The organism is Rhodococcus sp. 14-2496-1d, from assembly GCF_002259365.1.
Lineage (GTDB): Bacteria > Actinomycetota > Actinomycetes > Mycobacteriales > Mycobacteriaceae > Rhodococcoides.
Map to the genome: position 1 here is coordinate 242,718 of NZ_NPFV01000005.1, position 19,436 is coordinate 262,153.

15 protein-coding genes and 1 pseudogene are annotated in these 19,436 nt (G+C 65.8%); 2 read left to right on the plus strand and 14 right to left on the minus strand.

All coding sequences use genetic code 11. The features are described 5' to 3' along the window. Positions 1 to 62 precede the first annotated feature (62 nt). The 9 genes from CH296_RS03355 to CH296_RS03395 all read right to left on the minus strand — a co-directional run bounded on the left by CH296_RS03355 (position 63) and on the right by CH296_RS03395 (position 10,847). Positions 63 to 1,805 carry a cation acetate symporter gene (locus tag CH296_RS03355; protein WP_094645668.1) on the minus strand — a complete coding sequence of 581 codons (1,743 nt, stop codon included), beginning with the start codon at positions 1,803 to 1,805 and terminating at the stop codon, positions 63 to 65. Between the two features lie 6 nt (positions 1,806 to 1,811). Further along, positions 1,812 to 2,171 (minus strand): hypothetical protein, encoded by a 360-nt coding sequence (locus CH296_RS03360; RefSeq protein ID WP_032395801.1) that lies wholly within the window; start codon positions 2,169 to 2,171, stop codon positions 1,812 to 1,814. 13 nt (positions 2,172 to 2,184) lie between these two features. Further along, positions 2,185 to 2,988 (minus strand): LytTR family DNA-binding domain-containing protein, encoded by an 804-nt coding sequence (locus CH296_RS03365; RefSeq protein WP_032395802.1) that lies wholly within the window; start codon positions 2,986 to 2,988, stop codon positions 2,185 to 2,187. Next, complete coding sequence (locus tag CH296_RS03370; protein ID WP_032396262.1) at positions 2,985 to 4,157, minus strand: sensor histidine kinase; 1,173 nt, start codon at positions 4,155 to 4,157, stop codon at positions 2,985 to 2,987. The genes CH296_RS03365 and CH296_RS03370 overlap by 4 nt, the downstream gene beginning before the upstream one ends. Beyond that, positions 4,154 to 5,335, minus strand: a complete 1,182-nt coding sequence (locus CH296_RS03375) for a lipase family protein (protein WP_094684016.1) — start codon at positions 5,333 to 5,335, stop codon at positions 4,154 to 4,156. The genes CH296_RS03370 and CH296_RS03375 overlap by 4 nt, the downstream gene beginning before the upstream one ends. A 13-nt stretch (positions 5,336 to 5,348) precedes the next feature. Beyond that, positions 5,349 to 6,977 carry a Na+/H+ antiporter gene (locus CH296_RS03380; protein ID WP_032396264.1) on the minus strand — a complete coding sequence of 543 codons (1,629 nt, stop codon included), beginning with the start codon at positions 6,975 to 6,977 and terminating at the stop codon, positions 5,349 to 5,351. A gap of 78 nt (positions 6,978 to 7,055) precedes the next feature. Further along, positions 7,056 to 7,244, minus strand: coding sequence for an antitoxin (locus CH296_RS03385; protein WP_032395803.1), 189 nt, complete (start codon positions 7,242 to 7,244; stop codon positions 7,056 to 7,058). Between the two features lie 40 nt (positions 7,245 to 7,284). After that, positions 7,285 to 9,699 carry an HAD-IC family P-type ATPase gene (locus CH296_RS03390; protein ID WP_094684017.1) on the minus strand — a complete coding sequence of 805 codons (2,415 nt, stop codon included), beginning with the start codon at positions 9,697 to 9,699 and terminating at the stop codon, positions 7,285 to 7,287. 23 nt (positions 9,700 to 9,722) lie between these two features. Further along, positions 9,723 to 10,847, minus strand: a complete 1,125-nt coding sequence (locus CH296_RS03395; RefSeq protein WP_371828372.1) for an MBL fold metallo-hydrolase — start codon at positions 10,845 to 10,847, stop codon at positions 9,723 to 9,725. A gap of 85 nt (positions 10,848 to 10,932) precedes the next feature. Between CH296_RS03395 and htpG the strand changes: the two genes are divergently transcribed. Further along, the gene (gene htpG, locus CH296_RS03400) at positions 10,933 to 12,858 is read left to right on the plus strand and encodes a molecular chaperone HtpG (protein WP_094684018.1); all 1,926 of its coding nucleotides are present in this window, start codon (positions 10,933 to 10,935) and stop codon (positions 12,856 to 12,858) included. 70 nt (positions 12,859 to 12,928) lie between these two features. On the opposite strand, the pseudogene CH296_RS03405 reads toward htpG, so the two are convergent. Together CH296_RS03405 and shbA are read right to left on the minus strand one after the other, a co-directional pair. Beyond that, positions 12,929 to 14,573, minus strand: a pseudogene (locus tag CH296_RS03405) (cytosine permease). Positions 14,574 to 14,687: 114 nt separating this feature from the next. Further along, complete coding sequence (shbA, locus tag CH296_RS03410) at positions 14,688 to 15,272, minus strand: RNA polymerase sigma factor ShbA (RefSeq protein WP_032395807.1); 585 nt, start codon at positions 15,270 to 15,272, stop codon at positions 14,688 to 14,690. Positions 15,273 to 15,468: 196 nt separating this feature from the next. Here shbA and CH296_RS03415 point away from each other — a divergent pair, with 196 nt between their 5' ends. Beyond that, entirely contained in the window at positions 15,469 to 16,416 is a 948-nt protein-coding gene (locus tag CH296_RS03415) for an alpha/beta fold hydrolase (RefSeq protein ID WP_032395808.1), read from the plus strand. Between the two features lie 68 nt (positions 16,417 to 16,484). Here the strand turns inward: CH296_RS03415 and CH296_RS03420 are convergent, their stop codons facing one another. From CH296_RS03420 to CH296_RS03430, 3 genes are all read right to left on the minus strand, one after another. Further along, the gene (locus CH296_RS03420; protein ID WP_032395809.1) at positions 16,485 to 17,159 is read right to left on the minus strand and encodes a hypothetical protein; all 675 of its coding nucleotides are present in this window, start codon (positions 17,157 to 17,159) and stop codon (positions 16,485 to 16,487) included. A gap of 191 nt (positions 17,160 to 17,350) precedes the next feature. Continuing rightward, positions 17,351 to 18,685: an ammonium transporter gene (locus CH296_RS03425; RefSeq protein ID WP_094684020.1), complete on the minus strand. Its 1,335-nt coding sequence runs from the start codon at positions 18,683 to 18,685 to the stop codon at positions 17,351 to 17,353. Next, entirely contained in the window at positions 18,682 to 19,413 is a 732-nt protein-coding gene (locus CH296_RS03430) for an enoyl-CoA hydratase (protein ID WP_094658485.1), read from the minus strand. The genes CH296_RS03425 and CH296_RS03430 overlap by 4 nt, the downstream gene beginning before the upstream one ends. Between the last annotated feature and the right edge of the window lie 23 nt (positions 19,414 to 19,436).

The following is a 19,436-nucleotide window of genomic DNA, read 5'->3' on the forward strand; positions in this document are numbered from 1 at the left end:
TCGATCACACGATGGGCTGCGGGAGTGTGCGACGAGCGGTCGAGAATGGCAGTTGAGCGGCTCTACAGTTCGCGCTCTCGGTCTTTGCCCATGTCGAGGCCTTCCGGCAGGTGCAGTCGCGCGAAGATGCGGGAGATGTCCGACGGGATCGTTCTTCGGGTGGCGAGGCTGACGGCGATCATCGAGGCGAAGGCGACGGGGACGCTGACGGCGGCGGGGTAGCCGAGGATCGCCGCCGCCCAGCCGCCGAGGACGCCGTCGGAGATGGGGGTGACGACGGAGATCGACGCGGCGACGAGTGAGATGCCGCCGCCGAGGAGCAGTCCGGTTGCCGCTCCGGCTGCGGTGAGTCCGCGCCACCAGATTCCCAGCACCAGCAGTGGGCACAGGGTGGACGCGGCGACGGCGAAGACGAGTCCGACGGTGCGCGAGAGGTCGAGTGAGACGACGCCGATCGACAGCGCCAACGGCACGGCTCCGGCGAGGATCGCGGCGACGCGGAAGTCTCGGACCTTGCCCGAGAGGACGTCGGTACTGAGCACTCCTGCGATGCTGACCAGTAGTCCGGATGAGGTCGACAGGAAGGCAGCGATGGCGCCCGCGGCCACGAGTGCGGCCAGTAGTTGTCCCGGTATTCCGGACAGCACCGAGCCGGGCAGCAGCAGCACCGCTGCGTCGGATGCTCCGGTGATGAGCAGTTGCGGCACGTACAGCCGGGCGAAGACGCCGAGCACCGTCGGGAACAGGTAGAACATGCCGAGCAACGCCAGGACGGTGAGCGAGGTCAGTCTGGCCGCTCGACCGTCCGGGTTGGTGTAGAAGCGCACGAGCACGTGCGGCAGGCCGAGGGTTCCGAGGAACGTGGCCAGGATCAGCGAGTACACCTGATACAGCGGGTGGGCCCCGCCCAGTCCCCCGCCCGGCATCGCCCACGCCCGGTCGGTGGTCGGCGCTCCCGCGACGACGGGAACGGGTGATCCGGCGTCGAGCGTCAACGACGTGCCCGAGGCGAGCCGATGTTCGCCTGCGTCCAGCAGGACTCGCCCGTCGACGCTTTCGTCGTCGAGGGTTCCCGTCACGGCGACGACGATCGGCGAATCCACCTGCACGAGAACATCGGTGGTGATGTCGACGACGGTTTGCTCGGTCACCGTCGGTGGGGCAGGACTGCCGACGCTGCGGTCGTCGGCGAAGAAGTGCACGGCCAGCACCAGTGCCGGGATCGCGATCGCGGTGAGCTTGAGCCAGTACTGGAACGCTTGGACGAAGGTGATCGAGCGCATGCCACCGCCGACGACGTTCGCGATCACGATCAGCCCCACCGCCAGGGCACCGACCCAGCCGGGCACTCCGAGCAGAATGTTCAGTGTCAGGCCTGCACCCTGAAACTGCGGCACCAGATACAGCGCACAGATGACCACCACCACCAGCATCGCCACGGTCCGCAACCATGGTGCGCCGAGCCGGAATTCGACGAAATCGGGCACCGTGTACGCGCCACTTCTGCGCAGTGGAGCCGCGACGAACAGCAGCAGTCCCAGGTATCCCGCGGTGAAGCCGACCGGGTACCACAGCGCATCGGCTCCGTACTTCGCGATGAGCCCTGCAACCCCGAGAAACGATGCAGCCGATAGGTATTCGCCGCTGATGGCAGCAGCATTCCACCGCGGCCCGACGGTGCGCGAGGCCACCAGGAAGTCGGAGGTGGTGCGGGCCAGCCGAACTCCGTAGATGCCGATGCCCACCGTGGCCACGGCCGCCAGGATCAGCGCGATCACGGTGGCGACCGGAATGGATCCGTTCACGTGCGCCTAGTCCTCGACCAGGCCGACGAACTCGGTCTCGTTGCGCTCGGCTCGGCGCACGTACGCCCAGCCGACACCGAACAGCAACGGATAGATCGCCACCCCCAACACCAACCACGGCAGACCGATGCCGGACGGCGCGACGTCGGTGAAGCGTGCGAGGAGCATGCCCAGCAACGGAATTGCGAACAGAATCGACAGCGTCATCACCGCCAGGCGCACCGACAGCAGAAGCTGCGCGCGAACCAGGCTGCGGACCAGGGCGTCGCCCACTTCGGTTTGCTCCTGCACTTCGACGCGGGTGCGCACCATCCGCGCGCCGCGACGTTGCGAAAGCACCACCCGCTGTCGGTGTGGCTGGGTCATCGCTCGATCCTCGTCACCGGGTGGACCACGATTGCAGCGGACCGCGGACCAGTCTGTCCTTGAGTTCTCTCGCGTGCCGTCGGCTCACCGGCAGTTCGCAGGCCGCGAGGTTTCCGCTGGCCCGCAGGCACACCACCAGTCCCGAACCGACACTGCGGATCCCTGTGACCAGACGCAGCGAGACCAGGTAGGAGCGGTGCACGCGCAGGAATCCGGCATCGGCCCAGCGACTTTCGAGGGCCGAGATCGGGATCCGCACCAGATGCGAGCCGTTGGAGGTGTGCAATCTCGCGTAGTCGCCGTCGGCCTCGACCCACGCCACCGACGACCGGTGCACCAGGGTGGTGGTTCCGCCGAGCTCGACGGGAATGACCTCGTCGGCCGAGGTGTCCGCGGACTCCGCGGGTCGACGCCGCGCGAGCAGCACCCGGCGCAGCGCCTCGGTGAGCCGATCCTCGCGCAAGGGCTTGAGCAGGTAGTCGACGGCACCGAGATCGAAGGCAGCCAGCGCCCGGTCGTCGTGGGCGGTGACGAACACGACGGCGGGTGGTCGCGCGAATGCCGACAGGATGCCAGCCAGTTCGAGCCCGTCGAGTCCGGGCATGTTGATGTCGAGGAACACCGCGTCCACCACGTTCTGCCCCGAGGTCTGTTTGAGTTGGCGGAGCGCGGTGGTCGCGTCCTGCGCGGTGAACACCTCGGCGACGGTGTCCTGCTGACGCAGCAGAAAGGCGAGTTCGTCCAGTGCCGGGCGCTCGTCGTCGACGGCGAGAACGATCAACCCGCGGCCGGGGGCGGAGTTGGCAGCCTGCGTCATGCTCGTACACCCGGCCTGAATTTCGGCACCCGCAGACTCACTTTGGTGCCTGCGCCCGGTGCGGTGTCCACTACGAGACCGTAGTCGTTTCCGAAGGCCGCCCGCAGCCGATCGTCCACGTTCGCCAATCCGACATGGGCCGCGTCCTCGGTGTGCAGGCTTCCCGAGCGCAGCACGTCCGGATCCATCCCCACCCCGTCGTCCTCGATGCTGATCACTGCGTCGGTGCCCTCGTCGGCGGCGATGATCGTCACGCGGCCGCCGTCGGCCTTGCCGGACAGGCCGTGTCGGACGGCGTTCTCGACGAGCGGCTGCAGCGCGAGAAACGGCAGCGCGACGCCCAACACCTCGGGCGCGACCTGCAAGGTGACCTGGAGGGAATCACCGAAGCGAGCCCGTTCGAGCGTCAGGTACCGATCGATGTTGCGTAGCTCGTCCGCGAGCACCGTGAACTCGCCTGCGTTGCGGAACGAGTATCGGGTGAAGTCGGCGAACTCGAGCACCAGCTCACGCGCTCGATCCGGGTCGGTGCGCACGAACGAGGCGATCGTGCCGAGTGCGTTGTAGATGAAGTGCGGGCTGATCTGTGCGCGCAGCGCCCGTACCTCGGCGCGGTCCAACCGCGCCCGGGACGCGTCGAGTTCGGCGAGCTCGATCTGACCGCAGGCGTAACGCGCAACCTCGGCGATGGCCCCGAGCATGCCCGGTCCCGGCTCGGCGACCACGGCTGCCCCCAACACCCCGACCACCGGAGACTCGTCGACGACCAACGGCTGCACCACCAACGCCCTGACCTCGTGGATCGAACCGAGCGGCAGACGCACCAGGACGCGCCGCTGCCCGTCCACCGCCCGCTTCGCCGCCTCGACGAAGGCCGGTGTCAGCTCGTCCCACGGGCCGTCCCAGGCCAGCAGCGAACCGTCGGGGTCGCAGATTCCCAGTGCGTCCGCACCGGTCAGGACCCGCAGGTGCGGCGCGGCCGCGGCAGCCGAACGAGTGTCGAGACCGTCACGCAACGGCTTGGCCGCCAGCGACGCGGTGTGCAGGGTGGCGTGGACGGCTCGCTCGGCCGGTGTGGTGAGGTCCCGTCGACCGCGCAGACTGATCACCGCGATGACCGAAACGATCACGGCCACGATCACCGCCATCGACGCCAGTGCCGCGGTCATCGCGCGCACGTGGTCGAGGTGGGCACGTTCAGGAAGCGTTCGACGAGCCAGTCGACTCCGATGCCGTTTGCGGCCAGTTCGGCATGGCCCTGCTCCGGTTCGGAGCGAAGCTCGACGTCGTCGCCCAGCGCGCAGGCCTCGGCTACCGCGTCCCGGGTCCATCGGGGATCGATGAGGTCGTCGCGTTCACCGACCAGGACCAGCAGCGGTACCTCGGTGCGAGAAGTCGGTACCGCAACCGATTCGAGCCACCGCGTCATCCGATCCGATGCATCCGCGGAGTCCGGGAGGGCGTCGGCCGGATCGAGAACGGCTCCGGCGTCGGCCTTGGAGAAGCCGAGCAAATCACTGCAGGCGGTCAGCGCGGTCACGTTGTCGGCGAACGTGCCGCGGATGTAGTCCGCGCGTTCGGCACTCGGATCTGCGGCGTGCAGACCCTCGTACAGGTACGGCACCAGCAGCTGACGCGGCACGGTCTGCTCGGTCTCGGGCGCGAAGAACCGCGTCAGATCGGCCGCGGGCGACAGCGCCGCGGCACCGACCAGTTGCAGACCGTCGCCGTAGTCGCCACTGCGCTCGGCTGCCGCCCAGACCGCTTGTCCGCCTTGGGAGGTGCCCACTGCACCCCACCTGGTGCCGACGTCGGGAACCACGTTGCGGGCCGCGCGCACCGCGTCGATCACGTCGTACGCTGCGGCGTCCCGGTCGAGGTAGGCGGGATCTCCCGGAGTTCCGAGACCCTGATAATCCGTCACCACGACCACGGTGCCGCGTTCGAGGAACGGCGTCACCAATCCGATGGTGCCCAACAGGTTCGGATAGAGCGAGGGTGCGCACTCGTCGGTGACACCGGTGGTGCCGTGCCCGACGGAGACGATCGGCCAGCCGCCGGGCGGAGCAGAACCCTTGGGCACGAACACCGTTCCCGATGCCTCGGTCCCGCCCCCGGTGACCCCGTCGGTGGTGCGGTACACGACCTTGGTGGCAGTCCCGCCGAGATAGGCGACACCGATGTCGACCTGCCCCAGCAGCATCGACGACACAATCGCGCCTCGCTCCGAGCCCACGGGTGCCGCGATCGACACCGGGGCGGGTGTGGCCGGATCCTCGGCAGGAGTGCTGCACGCAGCAACGGCGAACACCAGTGCCGCGGCGGCGACCAGCCGGGTCGACCTCACTGTCTCTGCGCTCCTACGGTGTGCGTCGTGCGATGCGAGCCTCGGCCGCAATTTCTTCCACGTCCAAGCCATTCAACACTGCCCGCAGAGCTTCGTCCTCCAGCTCCCCCGAGTCGCGGGCCGCGATGAGCGCCGCCCGCTGCGCGACCAGGACGTTGTGTCGCAGCGAGTCGAACAACGCCCCGGCCGCCGCGATCCGCTTCTCGCGATCCTCGGTCTCGTCGGCATCCAACCGAGCGCGCACGGAGCGTCGGACGCGCTGGATGACCTCGTCGACGCGCTCGCTGTCCACTCCGTCGATTCCGTCCTTCGCCGCGCGCTGGAGGTAGTCCTCCGCCGCAGTCCGGGCAATGGCCTGCGACAGCAGCCGCTGATTGTCGTTGCGCTGCTGCTCGAGTGGATCTGCGACGTCGAGGCGGCGGATCAACAACGGAAGCGTCAGGCCCTGCAGCAGCAACGTACCGACCGCGACGACGAAGGCCACCGCCTGAATCACGGCCCGCCCGGGAAATTCGTCGCCGAGCACCGTGGTCAGCGGTACACCGGCCGCCGCCGCAAGCGTCACCACCCCGCGCATGCCCGCCCAGGACAGCACCAGGTTCTGCTGCCACGTCAGACCTGCTTCGCCTGACGGTGATCGCCGGAACAGCTTGCGAAGCAGCATGTTTCGGCCGGAATTGGCGAAGATCCAAGCTGGTCGGACGGCCATGACCACCACCAGCACCAGCAGCGCATAGGCGAACACATGGTGGACGGGCAACCCTTCGCGCTGCACCTCCGAGATGACGAACTTCAGCTGTAAACCCATGTAGGCGAACACGAATGCCTCGAGCAAGAGATCCAGCGTCGGCCACACCTGCCGTTCCTGAACGCGGGTGGACACCGAGACGTCGGCGGTGACGCGCCCCAGCACGAAACCGGCGGTGACGACGGCGAGAACTCCCGACGCATGGATTTCCTCGGCCGCCAGATACGCGGTGAACGGCAGGACCAGACCGAGCACGGTTTCCAGCGCCGAGTCCGCGATCCGATTGCGGACGAACCGCACGATGCGCGCCAGCACCAACCCCACCAACACGCCGCCCACGATCTCGTACAGGAAGAACAACACCGGTGAGCCCAGTTCGATCCGACTGCCCGTCACCGAGGCCACGGCCAGGGTGAACAGAGTCAACGCGGCCGCGTCGTTCACCAGAGACTCGCCGGTGAGGATGGCCATCATCCGCGCGGGCAGACCGAGCTTGCGCCCGACGGCGATCGCGGAGACCGCGTCGGGCGGGGCCACGACGGCACCGAGCACCAGGGCCGCGCCGAGGGTGAGCTCCGGGATCAACAGATTGGCGAACCAGCCGACGACCAATGTCGTCACGATCACCATGACGAGACCGAGTCGGAGAATCTGGCCGAGATTGCGTCGAAAGCTGACGAACGAGAAATCCAGCGCGGCGGAGTACAGCAGCGGCGGAAGCACGACGCCGAGGATCAGCTGCGGCGACAGGCTGACGTGCGGGACCCCGGGAACGAACGAGGCGATGGATCCGACGGTGACCAGGACGAGCGGAACCTGCAGATCGATGCGCCTGGCGAAACCGGCGACTGCGATCGCGAAGATGACTACGAGAAGAAGAATCGGTCCGTCCACCCCGACGATTGTGCCGTCAGCCGCGCCCTGGGGCACGACCGACGGCCACGATCACCTGTACGAGGAGACCGAAAGGTCCTACTTGTCCGGAATCGCCTTCTTGGCTGCTTCCTGGACCTTGTCGATCTGATCGGAGTACTTGCCACCGGTCTTGTTGTCGATGAAGTCCCCCGCCTTCTCCACGACGTCGTCGATCTTGTCCGAGTTCTCGGCCGCAAGATCCTTGCCCTTGTCGACGATGCCCTTCAGATTGTCTGCGAAGCCCATGACTGTCTCCTGTCGCTGGAATGATCGAACATCCGGAAGCTTACGTTTTGTACTGCGTGTTGCGTAGTGATGTTCGATTGCGCAGCGCCGATCCGAATCGATGGGCAACCTCGACGAGCGCGATTCCGATACCGCCGATGATCAGAGCACTGGTGGTGGCCCCCACATTGGACGGATCGAGTTTGAAGAAGGTGCGGCAGAACGGGATCGCGAACAGCAGCAGGTAGCCACCGACCGACCCGCCGAGCAGCACGATCTTCCACCAGTTGTAGGGCCGCGCGACGACGGCCAACACCCACAGCGCGATCATGATCAGGGTGATCAGCGCGGTGGTACTGGCCTGCGTCACCTGGGTCTCGGTGGCGTTCGGGCCGGCATAGACCAGCAGGTAGGAGACGAACGTGCAGGAGCCGACGATCAATCCGGACGGGACGGCCAGCCGCATCACCCGCGAGACGAATCCACTGCGCGCCCGCTCGTTGTTGGGCGCGAGCGAGAGCACGAAGGCCGGGATGCCGATGGTGAACCACGCTGCGATCGTCACGTGCCGCGGGAGGAAGGGATACGGGATCGGCTCGAAGTGGAAGATCTGCGACAGCACGCCCGAGAGCCCGATGAGGAACGCCAGCAGTACCGAGTACACCGTCTTGGTGAGGAACAGATTGGAGACGCGTTCGATGTTGCCGATGACGCGTCGCCCCTCCCCTACCACGTAGGGCAGGGTGGCGAACTTGTTGTCCAACAACACGATCTGCGCGACGGCTCGGGTGGCGGCACTTCCCGAACCCATCGAGACACCGATATCGGCGTCCTTGAGCGCGAGCACGTCGTTGACACCGTCGCCGGTCATCGCGACCGTGTGGCCGCGAGATTGCAACGCGCCCACCATCGCCCGCTTCTGATCCGGTCGGACTCGGCCGAAGGTGGTGGAATTCGCGAGAGTGTCGGCCAGTTTCTCGGAGTCCTCGGGCAGATCGCGCGCGTCGATCGGGGCGTCGCCACCGGGCAGGCCGAGCGATCCCGCGACCGCACCGACCGAGACGGCATTGTCGCCGGAGATGACCTTGACCTGGACGTGCTGGCTGGCGAAGTACTCCAACGTGTCTCGGGCATCCTCGCGCACCTTCTGCTCGAGAATCACCAGTGCACGCGGGGTCACGACTCCGGGCGCTTCGCCGTCGTCGACCGAGCGGTCGGAGCTGGCGAGCAGCAACACCCGTAGACCACGCGAGCCTGTCTCCTCGGCACGACGGGCGATGTCGGAGGAGGCGTCGAGCAGCACGTCCGGGGCACCGAGCAACCAATGCCCGTGCTCGCCGTACGACAGTCCACTCCACTTCTTGGCCGAGGAGAACGGCGCAACGGCCGTCTGCGTCCACCCCGGCGCGTCGGGATACGCCTCGCCCACGGCCTGCACGCTGGCGTTGGGCCGCGGGTCGTCGTGGGCGAGCGACGCCAATGCACTTGTCACCGGGCCGGAGTGGTCCTCGTCCATCAGCACCAACTCCGACAGCCGCATCCCGTTCTCGGTGAGGGTTCCGGTCTTGTCGGCGCACACCACGTCGACGCGGGCGAGTCCCTCGATCGCGGGCAGCTCCTGCACCAGGCACTGCCGTTGACCGAGCCTGATGACGCCCACCGCGAAGGCGATCGACGTCATCAGCACCAGGCCCTCGGGGACCATCGGGACGAGCGCGGCGACCATGCCGTTGAGCGCAGGACCCAAAGCCTGCCCGCTGGAGAACAATTGGTTGTAGATGATCAGCGCACCGGCCGGAATCATCAGGTACGTGATGAATTTCAAGATCTTGTCGATGCCGCTGCGCAACTCGGACTTGACCAGGGTGAACTTGCTGGCCTCCTCGGCGAGGTTGGCTGCGTAGGCGTCACGCCCGACCTTCGTCGCGCGGTACGCACCGCTGCCCGACACGACGAAGCTGCCCGAAAGCACCTGCGCCGCTTCGAGTTTGTGCACCGTGTCCGCCTCGCCGGTGAGCAACGACTCGTCGACCTCCAGGCTCGCGGTCTCGATCACCTCACCGTCGACGACGATCTGATCACCGGGACCCAGTTCGACGACGTCGCCGAGTACGACCTCGTCGGGCGGGATCTGCTTCGAGACGCCGTCGCGTCGAACCTGGGGCTTGTTCTGCCCCACGATGGCCAACCGATCCAGGGTGCGTTTGGCGCGGATCTCCTGCACGATGCCGATGCCACTGTTGGCGACGATCAACAGCCCGAACATGCCGTCGATCACCGAACCGGTGGACAGCACGATGATCAACAGCACACCCAGAATCGCGTTGATGCGAGTGAAGACGTTGCCACGGACGATGTCGCGGACCGACCGAGAAGCTCGGGCCGGAACGTCGTTCGACTTTCCCTCGGCCCTGAGCCTGGCGACGTCCGCCTCGGTCAGCCCGGCGTCCCGCTGCGCATCGGCGTCGATAGACATGGGTGCAGCCTAGTAGGGTTCGGTCAGCCCAGCCGAGACCACCAACGATCGTCGTGCAGCGTTCGCGTGCCGTCTATTCGTTGCCCCGGCATCGGCACCGCCACCTGCACTCCGACGTCCTCGGCGGCGGCGTGCAGCCGCACTATCGGCTCCGACCACGGATGAAAGGCCAGATTGAACGTGGCCCAGTGAATCGGGACGAAGATGCCCGACGCCGTCAGATCGATGTGCGCCGTGACCGCTTCCTCCGGGTTCATGTGGATGTCCGGCCACCGCACGTCGTAGGCCCCGACGGGCAGCAGCGTCAGATCGAAGGGGCCGTAGTTGCTGCCGATCTCGGCGAACTTCGGTGTGTAGCCGGTGTCGCCGCCGAAGAAGACGCGTCGAACGGGGCCGGCGAAGGCCCAGGACGCCCACTGCGTCGAGTCCCGGGTCAGACCGCGGCCGGAGAAATGCCGAGCCTCTGTGCACGTGACGGTGAGGCCGCCGATGTTCGTCTGCTCGTCCCAGTCCAGTTCGACGATGCGCGCCTCGGGCACCCGCCACTTGCGCAGATGCGCGCCGATTCCCAGTGGCACGACGAACGGTGCCGACTGAATGCTCGCCAGCTTCTGCACCGTCGCCTTGTCGAGGTGGTCGTAATGATCGTGGGAGATCACGATGGCGTCGACGCGCGGCAGATCGACCAACTCGACCGGCGTCGGATGCAGCCGTGCCGGCCCCACCACCGAGGACGGGGACACGCGGTTGCTCCACACCGGATCGGCGAGAACGCGGTAACCGTCGACCTCGATGAGCACACTCGAGTGGCCGTACCAGGTGACCGCCAGTTCGCCCGCGTCCACCGGCGCGATCGGCGGCGCCAGCGGAATCGGGCGCTGGGGCCTGCCCTTGCCACGTTCGGTGACGAGCGAGACGAACATGTTCTGCTGCCCCTTCTCGCCGCGCCCGGGAACGTAGCTCGAGCTCGGGTCGGAGTTGTGGAACCGGCGATCGCGGTAGCGCGGAGAGCCGGCGGCGTACGGGGTGATGTGCACGCGCCTGGCACCGATCGCCGACGGCAGCCCCCACGTCGCGCGTGCCAACCATGCACCGCTCAGTGCTGCGGCGGCTCCCAGTACGAACTTCGTCTTCGTCACGGTCCCCAGAGTAGGCGGCGCCGACGTCTTCGCAGCTCACCCGTAGCCTTGCCGTATATTATTCGCGTCGGTTTTGCTGCTAGAAGGGGAGACATTGAGTACCGAACAGCTCGAATTCCAGGCGGAGACGCGTCAGCTCCTGGATCTGATGGTGCACTCCATCTACTCCAACAAGGACAGCTTTCTCCGTGAACTGATCTCGAACTCCTCGGACGCGCTGGACAAGCTGCGCCTGGAGTCGTACCGCAACAAGGACCTGGACGTCGACGTCTCGGATCTGCGCATCGAGATCGACATCGACTCCTCCGCTCGTACCCTCACCATCCGGGACAACGGCATCGGTATGTCCCGCTCCGAGGTCATCGACCTCATCGGCACACTGGCCAAGTCGGGCACCGCCGAGGTACGCAAGAAGCTCAAGGAAGCCAAGGACGCGGCCGCCTCCGAGGAGCTCATCGGCCAGTTCGGCATCGGCTTCTACTCGACGTTCATGGTGGCCGAGAAGGTCACGCTGCTCACCCGCAAGGCCGGCGAAGCCGCCGCCACCAAGTGGGAATCCACCGGCGAGGGCACCTACGAGATCACCGACGTCGACGACGCCCCGCAGGGTTCCTCGGTGACGCTGGCCCTCAAGCCGGCCGACGAGGAGGACCACCTCCACGATTACGCGTCCGAGCGCAAGATCAAGGAACTGGTCAAGAAGTACTCCGACTTCATCGCCTGGCCCATTCGCATCGACGTCGAGAAGCGCGTCAAGAGCGAAGAGGAAGGCGGCGAGGACACCGTCACGATCGAGACCGAAACGATCAACTCGCAGAAGGCGCTGTGGACCCGCTCCAAGGACGAGGTGTCCGAGGAGGAGTACAAGGAGTTCTACAAGCACGTCAGCCACGCCTGGGACGAGCCGCTCGAGGTCATCCCGTTCAAGGCCGAGGGCACGTTCGAATACCAAGCGCTGCTGTTCATTCCGTCGCAGGCGCCGTTCGACTTGTTCATGCGCGAGAGCAAGGCCGGCGTGCACCTGTACGTCAAGCGCGTGTTCATCATGGACGACTCGCAGGAACTGCTGCCCGAGTACCTGCGCTTCGTCAAGGGTGTCGTCGACGCAGCGGACCTCTCGCTCAACGTCTCTCGCGAAATCCTGCAGCAGGACCGGCAGATCCGCGCGATCCGTCGACGCCTCACCAAGAAGGTGCTCTCCACGGTCAAGGAGCTGCAGAGCGAGCAGCCCGACAAGTACAAGACGCTGTGGTCGCAGTTCGGAACGGTCCTCAAGGAGGGCCTGATCTCCGACAGCGACAACCGCGAAACCCTTTTGGGCATCGCGTCGTTCGCGTCCACCAACTCCGAGGATGGCGTGACCACCCTCGCCGAGTACGTGGACCGGATGAAGGACGGCCAGCAGCAGATCTACTACATGACCGGCGAATCGCGTCAGCAGATCGAGAGCTCGCCGCACATGGAGGCGTTCAAGGCTCGCGGGCTCGAGGTGCTGCTGCTCACCGATTCGGTCGACGAGGTGTGGGTCGGCAACGTCACCGACTTCGACGGAAAGTCGTTCCAGTCCATCGCGAAGGGCGAGGTGGACCTCGACACCGAAGAGGAGAAGAAGGAGTCCGAGGCCAAGCGCGAGGAGCAGGACAAGGAATTCGCAGACTTGCTGACCTGGCTCACCGAGACCCTCGGCGAGGACGTGAAGGAGGTACGTCTGTCGACACGACTGACGACGTCACCGGCCTGCGTCGTCGGTGACGAGTTCAGCTTCTCCCCGCAGCTCGAGAAGATGTACAAGGCCTCGGGCCAGTTCGTACCGACCTCCAAGCGCATCCTCGAACTCAACCCCACCCACGATCTGGTGACGGGTTTGAAGAAGGCTCGCGAGGATCGCAGCGACGATCCGCATCTCGCCGAGACCGCCGAATTGCTCTACGCGACGGCCTTGTTGGCCGAAGGCACCGAGCTCAAGGACCCGGCGAAATTCTCCAAGCTGCTCGCCGATCGGTTGACCCGCACGATCTGAGTGCCTGCGGCAGTGGTGTGGTCATGTGCCCTGGGCGGCGCACAACCACACCACTGCGGCGCAGCCGCACTCACTGCGGGGGCAGGATGTGCTCCCCCGTCTTGTCGGTGCTCAGCGACAGCGAACTGATGTACTGCTTCTCCCCGTTCGGCCCCGGCACGTTGGATGCGATCATGTCGGGTCGCTCGAATTCCATGCCGCTGACGTGGCACATCACGAGCGCGTCGGACGGGTTGCCGTGCTCGTCGAACATCGGCAGATCGATGCCGTCGTCGGTGCGACGCAGGTAGTATTTGCCCTTGGTCGCCACCGCCAGGATGGGCGGAAGAACCAGAGCGAGAACGAGAGCCACGATGGGCGAATACGGTTTGATCGCAGATCCGAATGCGCCGAAGAACACCAGAATCGACAGGATCGCCGATACCGCCATCGATCCGAAGCCGACCGGGTTGATGTTGTAGAGCATGCCGCGTCGGAACTCGGGCACCTTGGGCGAGAGCCCCAGGATGTATTTGTTGAACACGATGTCCGACGCCACCACGGCGATCCACGCGATACCGCAGTTGGCGTAGAAGCCGAGGATGCTGTTGAGGAAGTCGAACATGTTGGCTTCCATCAGGATCAGTGCAATGGCGAGGTTGAACAACACGAACACCATGCGGCCCGGGTACGTCTTGGTGAGGCGGGTGTAGGAGTTGGTCCACGCCAGTGACCCGGAGTAGGCGTTGGTGACGTTGATCTTGATCTGGCTGATGACGACCAGGATCACCGCGAGGGTCATCGCCAGCCAGCCCGGCATGAAGTTCTCGTAGATCTCGAGGAACTGGTGCACCGGCTCGTTGGCGATGCTCGAACCGTCGACCACGTTGGCGATGAGGTACACGGCGAGGAACAGGCCGACGACCTGCTTGAGTGCGCCGAAGATGACCCAGCCCGGTCCAGCGAGAAGCACTGCCGTCCACCAGCGTCGGGAGTTCTCGGGAGTCTTGGGCGGCATGAATCGCAGGTAGTCGATCTGCTCGGCGATCTGAGCGATCAACGACAGACACACGCCCGCCGCGAGCATCACCGATCCGATGTTGACGCCCTTGCCGTCGGCACCGTCCTGACCGCCGTAGGCGAAGAACTCCCCGACCGAATCGGGATTGCTGATCACCAGGTAGACGAACGGCAGCACCATCAGCACCAACCAGAGCGGAGTGGTCCAGACCTGAAGCTTGGCAAGGGCTTTCATGCCGTAGATCACCAACGGAATAACCATGATCGTCGACACCGCGTACCCGATGGGCAACGGGACACCCAAGCCGAGTTCGAGTCCCTGCGCCATGATCGAACCCTCGAGCGCGAAGAAGATGAAGGTGAACGTCGCGAAGATGACGTTGGTGACCACCGATCCGTAGTAGCCGAATCCGCTTCCACGGGTGATCAGATCGAGGTCGATGTTGTATCGAGCAGCGTAGTAGGCGAGCGGGAGCCCGGTCAGGAAGATGACGACCGCGAACACCAGGATGCCCCAGAGTGCGTTGCCGGTTCCGTAGGAGATTCCGATGTTGGCACCGATGGCGAAGTCCGCGAGATACGCGATTCCGCCGAGCGCAGACGTCGCGACAACACCGGTTCCCCATTTACGGTAGCTACGCGGCGCGAAGCGCAGCGTGTAGTCCTCTCGTCTCTTTGAGCGCGGTGTCTGTCGGCGCTGGCTGTACGGCGGTCATGGATCAACAACGTAGAACCGCCACGTTGCCAGGGTGTCTTGCGTTGATGTAGCTACTGTTACTCAATCCGGCGATTCGGACATCCGACCCGAATGCGTGCGCTGCGCCGGGAAATCAGGCGGCGGCGGCGCGCGCTGCCAGCAGCGAGAAGTTCGACAGCTCGGCGCGCAACATGTTCATCGCCCGATGCTGGGCCACCCGCACAGCTCCGGCCGTCATCCCCAGTGCTTCACCGGTTTGCGGTGCCGTCAGGCCCCACACCACTCGCATCAGAATGATCTTGCGGTACTTGGTCGGCAGGGTGTCCATCAATGCCTGGGTATGGCTACGCAGTTCGTCGCCGAGCGCGAGTTGCTCCGGCCCGGCTTCGGTGGATTGCTCCTCGGGCATCTCGTCGATCGAGAACGACTGTCGCAGAGCCGATTTGCGGCCGGCGTCGGCGAGCTTGTGAGCGGCGATCCCGTACACGAAGGCCATGAACGGCTTGCCCATGTCTCGGTACTTGGGAATGGCGGTGACCAGTGCGAGGCAGACCTCCTGCACCACATCGTCGGCGGCCACGTCGAGATTCCCGATCCGGGCGGCGCAGTAGCGCCGAACCGGTGGCTGGATCAGCACCAGCACCTGTTCGAGAGCGAGTCGATCTCCCGCAACGGCGCGAGGCACAACATCCTCGAGCCTGTCCATGCCGAAACTCATGGCCGATCTCCTCACTGGCAACGCGCGTCCTCTCCTGAACGCTCACCAGTACTTCGGTGCAGATTGCCACCCGGCTTGGTCTGATCGGCTATCACATCGAAAGACAATGTGATTCAGGTAACACGGCGTGTCGTGGAAACGAAGTACCGGACAACACCGTCCTCGCAGCACGTGCCACCCGACCCACGGAGCGCCCATGATCACCAGCGAGCAGACCCATCAGGTCGGTCGCCGCAGTACAGTCGCCGCCGGCGACGGCACGGCGCTGGCAGTGCGCGAGTTCGGCCATCCCGATGCGCCCCTGACCGTGGTGTTCGTGCACGGGCACTGTCTACGCATGCAGTCGTGGACCGATCTGCGCCGACAGGTGGAGCGCAGCTGGGGAGACGACGTACGGATCGTGATGTACGACCACCGGGGTCACGGCGAGTCGACCGCGGCCGCACCGGATAGCTGCACCATGGACCGACTCGGAGAGGATCTGGCAGACGTCATCCGCGCGGTGATTCCGTCCGGCCCGTTCGTCGTCGTCGGGCATTCGATGGGCGGAATGACAGCGCTGTCCTATGCGCGTCAGAACCCCGAGGCGATCGGCTCGCGTCTGGTCGGGGTCGGTCTGATCGCGACGTCGGCCGGTGGGATCACCGACGACGGACTCGGCAGTTGCCTCGCCCATCCCGCAGTGTCGGCATTTCGAGCCGCTGTTCGACGCGCCCCTCGACTGATGTCGGGTGCCAAGAGGCTCAGTCGCGGGGTGTGTGCGCCGATAGTGCGGACGGCCGGATGCGGATCCCGCAAGGTGAGTCCCCGGGTGGTGACGCTGGCGACGGCGATGCTCGGTGAGACGTCCATCGTGACGATGGCGGGGTTTCTCGGGGCCTTCTGCGCACTCGACGAGGTGGCCGGCCTGGCCGCACTCGCCTCGATTCCCACGCTGGTGCTGTGCGGCTCGGACGACCTGATGACCCCGATGCGACACTCGGAAACCCTTGCCGCCCACCTGCCCGACGCCCGCCTCGTACGGGTCGCGCAGGCCGGGCACATGGTGATTCTCGAACGAGCACACGAGGTGGCCGAGGCCGTCGTCGAACTCGTGACGGCGGCTCGACGCGCGCATGTGGCAGACCTGGCGCTGGCCCGCTAGCACCGACAACGTCCCGACGACTGTGGCCCGCGACGAAAGTCCGTTGCGGGCCACAGCACTACCGAGAACTACTTCTTGGCAGCGGGGGGAGCGTTGAGGAGCTGAATGAACTGACCTGCGTTGCCTGCGATGGCACCGAGGCCACCGATGGCGGTACCGGCGAGGGACGCACCCGAGCCGAGAAGCAGTGCGCCGCCGACGCATCCGGCAACCGGTGCGGCACCGAAGAGCAGCAGTGCAGGAGCCGAGACGGTGCCCGCAGCGATGGCTCCGAGGAAGCAACCGGTGACCAGACCGGTTGCGGCTCCGAGGAATCCGCCGACCGATGCGGAGAGGCTGATGTTGTCCTTGACGCCGGAGACTGCGGCGGGCAGGTCGACCTGCTGCAGGCCGGGGAGGCCTGCGGAGACCGGGGTTGCCGCGGCGGGCGAGACATCGGCGGTCAGGGTGGCGTGGTTTCCGTCGATGACGGCGGCGACGGGGTGCGAGAACCCGTCTGCGGCAATGGCCAGGGGCACGGAGTCCACCAGGACGCCATTGGCGTCGCGGACGACGAGGTGGTTGTCCTCGTTGCTCAGGGTGCCGGCCGTCGTGTCGACGATTACCTGGCTACCGGCCTGGGTGACGTTCCAACCGACCGGAGCGGCAACGGCCGGTGCCGGATCGGCGTAGGCGGTGCCCATGGCGGTCGTCATCGCTGCAATGACCAATGCGGACGTTGCCGCGAATCGAGTCAGCTTCATGTTCCTCAGTCTTTCGTCGTGTCCATCACTCGATGCGAGCAGCGAAAAACTATGGGTGGAACACGCGGGCCAGGCGAACCGAAGATGAACGAACGGGGTCGAACCGAACAACGATCCGACGCATCGACTCAAAAGGGACAGAACGACTTTCGAAGTAAAATCCGTTGGTAAACGACTCGCGCGGGTTGTCCCTACTTACCGAAAAGACCCGGTTTGTTGCTGCCGCCGTGACTCACTCCGAAGTCGTAGGCGGACTCGGCGTGCTCGTGCTCGTCGAGTCCGTCGGCTTCGTGTTGCGCGTCGGCGCGCACTCCCATGACCGCCTTGATCGCGAACGTGATTGCGGTGGTGACGACGGCGCAGTACGCGAACACCGCCACCACCGCGATCGCCTGCACCCACAGCTGATGCAGCCCACCGCCGTAGAACAGACCGTCCACGCCCGCCGGCATCTGCGCACTGGCCACGAGTCCGATCATCAGCGTTCCGACGATGCCGCCGACGAGGTGCACACCCACGACGTCGAGCGAATCGTCGTAGCCGAAGCGGTATTTGAGGCCGATGGCCAGAGCACACAGCGCACCCGACACGATCCCGATCGCCGCGGCACCGACAGGAGTGACCGCCGCGCACGAGGGTGTGATGGCGACCAGTCCGGCCACGACGCCCGAGGCAGCGCCGAAGGAGGTCGCATGCCCGTCCCGCAGTTTCTCGACCACGAGCCACGCCGCCATGGACATCGCTCCGGCACCCATGGTGTTCACCAGAGCCACTGCGGCGACACCGTCCGCGGCGAGCGACGATCCCGCGTTGAACCCGAACCAACCGAACCACAACAACCCGGCACCGAGCATGACGGCCGGAAGGTTGTGCGGGCGCATGGGATCTCGCGGCCAACCCCGACGTTTACCGACCACGAGGGCGAGCACGAGCCCGGCCACACCGGCGTTGATCTCCACCGCTGTGCCGCCGGCGAAGTCGATGGCACCGAGCCTGTTGGTGATCCACCCACCGAACTCACTCGTCAGCCCGTCGAGCGAGAACACCCAGTGCGCCACCGGGAAATAGACCAGGGTCGACCACAGTGCCGCGAACAGGACCCAGGGGACGAAGCGCATACGGTCTGCCACGGCCCCCGAGATCAACGCCACCGTCACCATCGCGAAGCCCGCCTGGAACGCCGCGAACACCAGCGCGGGAACCGTTCCCACCAACGGGATCGACACTGCTCCCCCGGCCGAGGTGTACACCCCGCCCAGCAGACCCTCGAAACCGGCGTACTGCAGCGGGTTTCCGATCCACCCGCCGATCACGTTGTCGCCGAACACCATCGAGAATCCGAACGCCAGCCACAGCAACCACACGACCGCAATCGCCGACAGACTCATCATCATCATGTTCAGTACGCTCTTCGAGCGCACCATGCCGCCGTAGAAGAACGCCAGACCGGGCGTCATCAACAGCACCAGCGCAGTACTGGCCAGCAACCACGCAGTATCGCCCGCGTCGGGCGCGCCGAAGATCACCTGCCCACGAACTTCGGTGCGCGCTTCTCGGTACGTGCCCGTCGCGCTTCCCTCATGTCCTCGCTACTCCACGCAGCCTCGAACGCCGCGGCCTGTTCCGGCGTCGGAAGATCGTGTGCTCCATCGTCGTTGAACACCAGCTTGAGATGCTTCAGCGCCAACGGAGCGAGCTCGGTGATGGACTGCGCCCACTGCGTCGCCACATCGACGTCGCCGAGTTTGTTCGCCAACCCGCACGAGTACGCCTGATCTGCGTGCACCCGCTCCCCGCCCAGCAGAATCGTGCGTGCCACTCCCCCGCCCGCGAGCGCCGCCAGCCGTCGGATGGTCCAGTTGCTCACCGCGATACCGAGCCGCGTCGACGGAATCTCGAAGAAGCTACCCGGCGCGACGACCCGCAGATCGCAGGCGATGGCCAACTGGGTGCCTGCCCCCACGGCCGGGCCGTTGATGGCCGCGACCACCGGAATGGACGCAGACTCGACGGCGACCAGCATCTCCTCGAGGATCTGCCCGAAATGCTCGGGAAACGCATCACCGGTCAGATCCGCGCCCGCGCAGAAGCTGGTGCCCTGCCCGGTGATGACCACGACCCGCGCGCCGTCGTGCTCGGCTTGCTCGACTCCGCGATGCACCGCCAGGCACAGCTCGGAGTTCAACGCGTTCCGTCGATCCGGCCGCTGCAGTTCGATGGTGACGACGTCGCCGTCACGAGAAAGTCCGATCACGACAGCAGAGGTTACCCACCAGT

What these genes read in the sequence shown, in the direction of transcription:
- CH296_RS03360 (WP_032395801.1), bottom strand. Translation starts at nt 2,171, where the DNA reads ATGACCCAGCCACACCGACAGCGGGTGGTGCTTTCGCAACGTCGCGGC.
- CH296_RS03365 (WP_032395802.1), bottom strand. Translation starts at nt 2,988, where the DNA reads ATGACGCAGGCTGCCAACTCCGCCCCCGGCCGCGGGTTGATCGTTCTC.
- CH296_RS03370 (WP_032396262.1), bottom strand. Translation starts at nt 4,157, where the DNA reads ATGACCGCGGCACTGGCGTCGATGGCGGTGATCGTGGCCGTGATCGTT.
- CH296_RS03385 (WP_032395803.1), bottom strand. Translation starts at nt 7,244, where the DNA reads ATGGGCTTCGCAGACAATCTGAAGGGCATCGTCGACAAGGGCAAGGAT.
- CH296_RS03390 (WP_094684017.1), bottom strand. Translation starts at nt 9,699, where the DNA reads ATGTCTATCGACGCCGATGCGCAGCGGGACGCCGGGCTGACCGAGGCG.
- shbA (WP_032395807.1), bottom strand. Translation starts at nt 15,272, where the DNA reads ATGAGTTTCGGCATGGACAGGCTCGAGGATGTTGTGCCTCGCGCCGTT.
- CH296_RS03415 (WP_032395808.1), top strand. Translation starts at nt 15,469, where the DNA reads ATGATCACCAGCGAGCAGACCCATCAGGTCGGTCGCCGCAGTACAGTC.
- CH296_RS03420 (WP_032395809.1), bottom strand. Translation starts at nt 17,159, where the DNA reads ATGAAGCTGACTCGATTCGCGGCAACGTCCGCATTGGTCATTGCAGCG.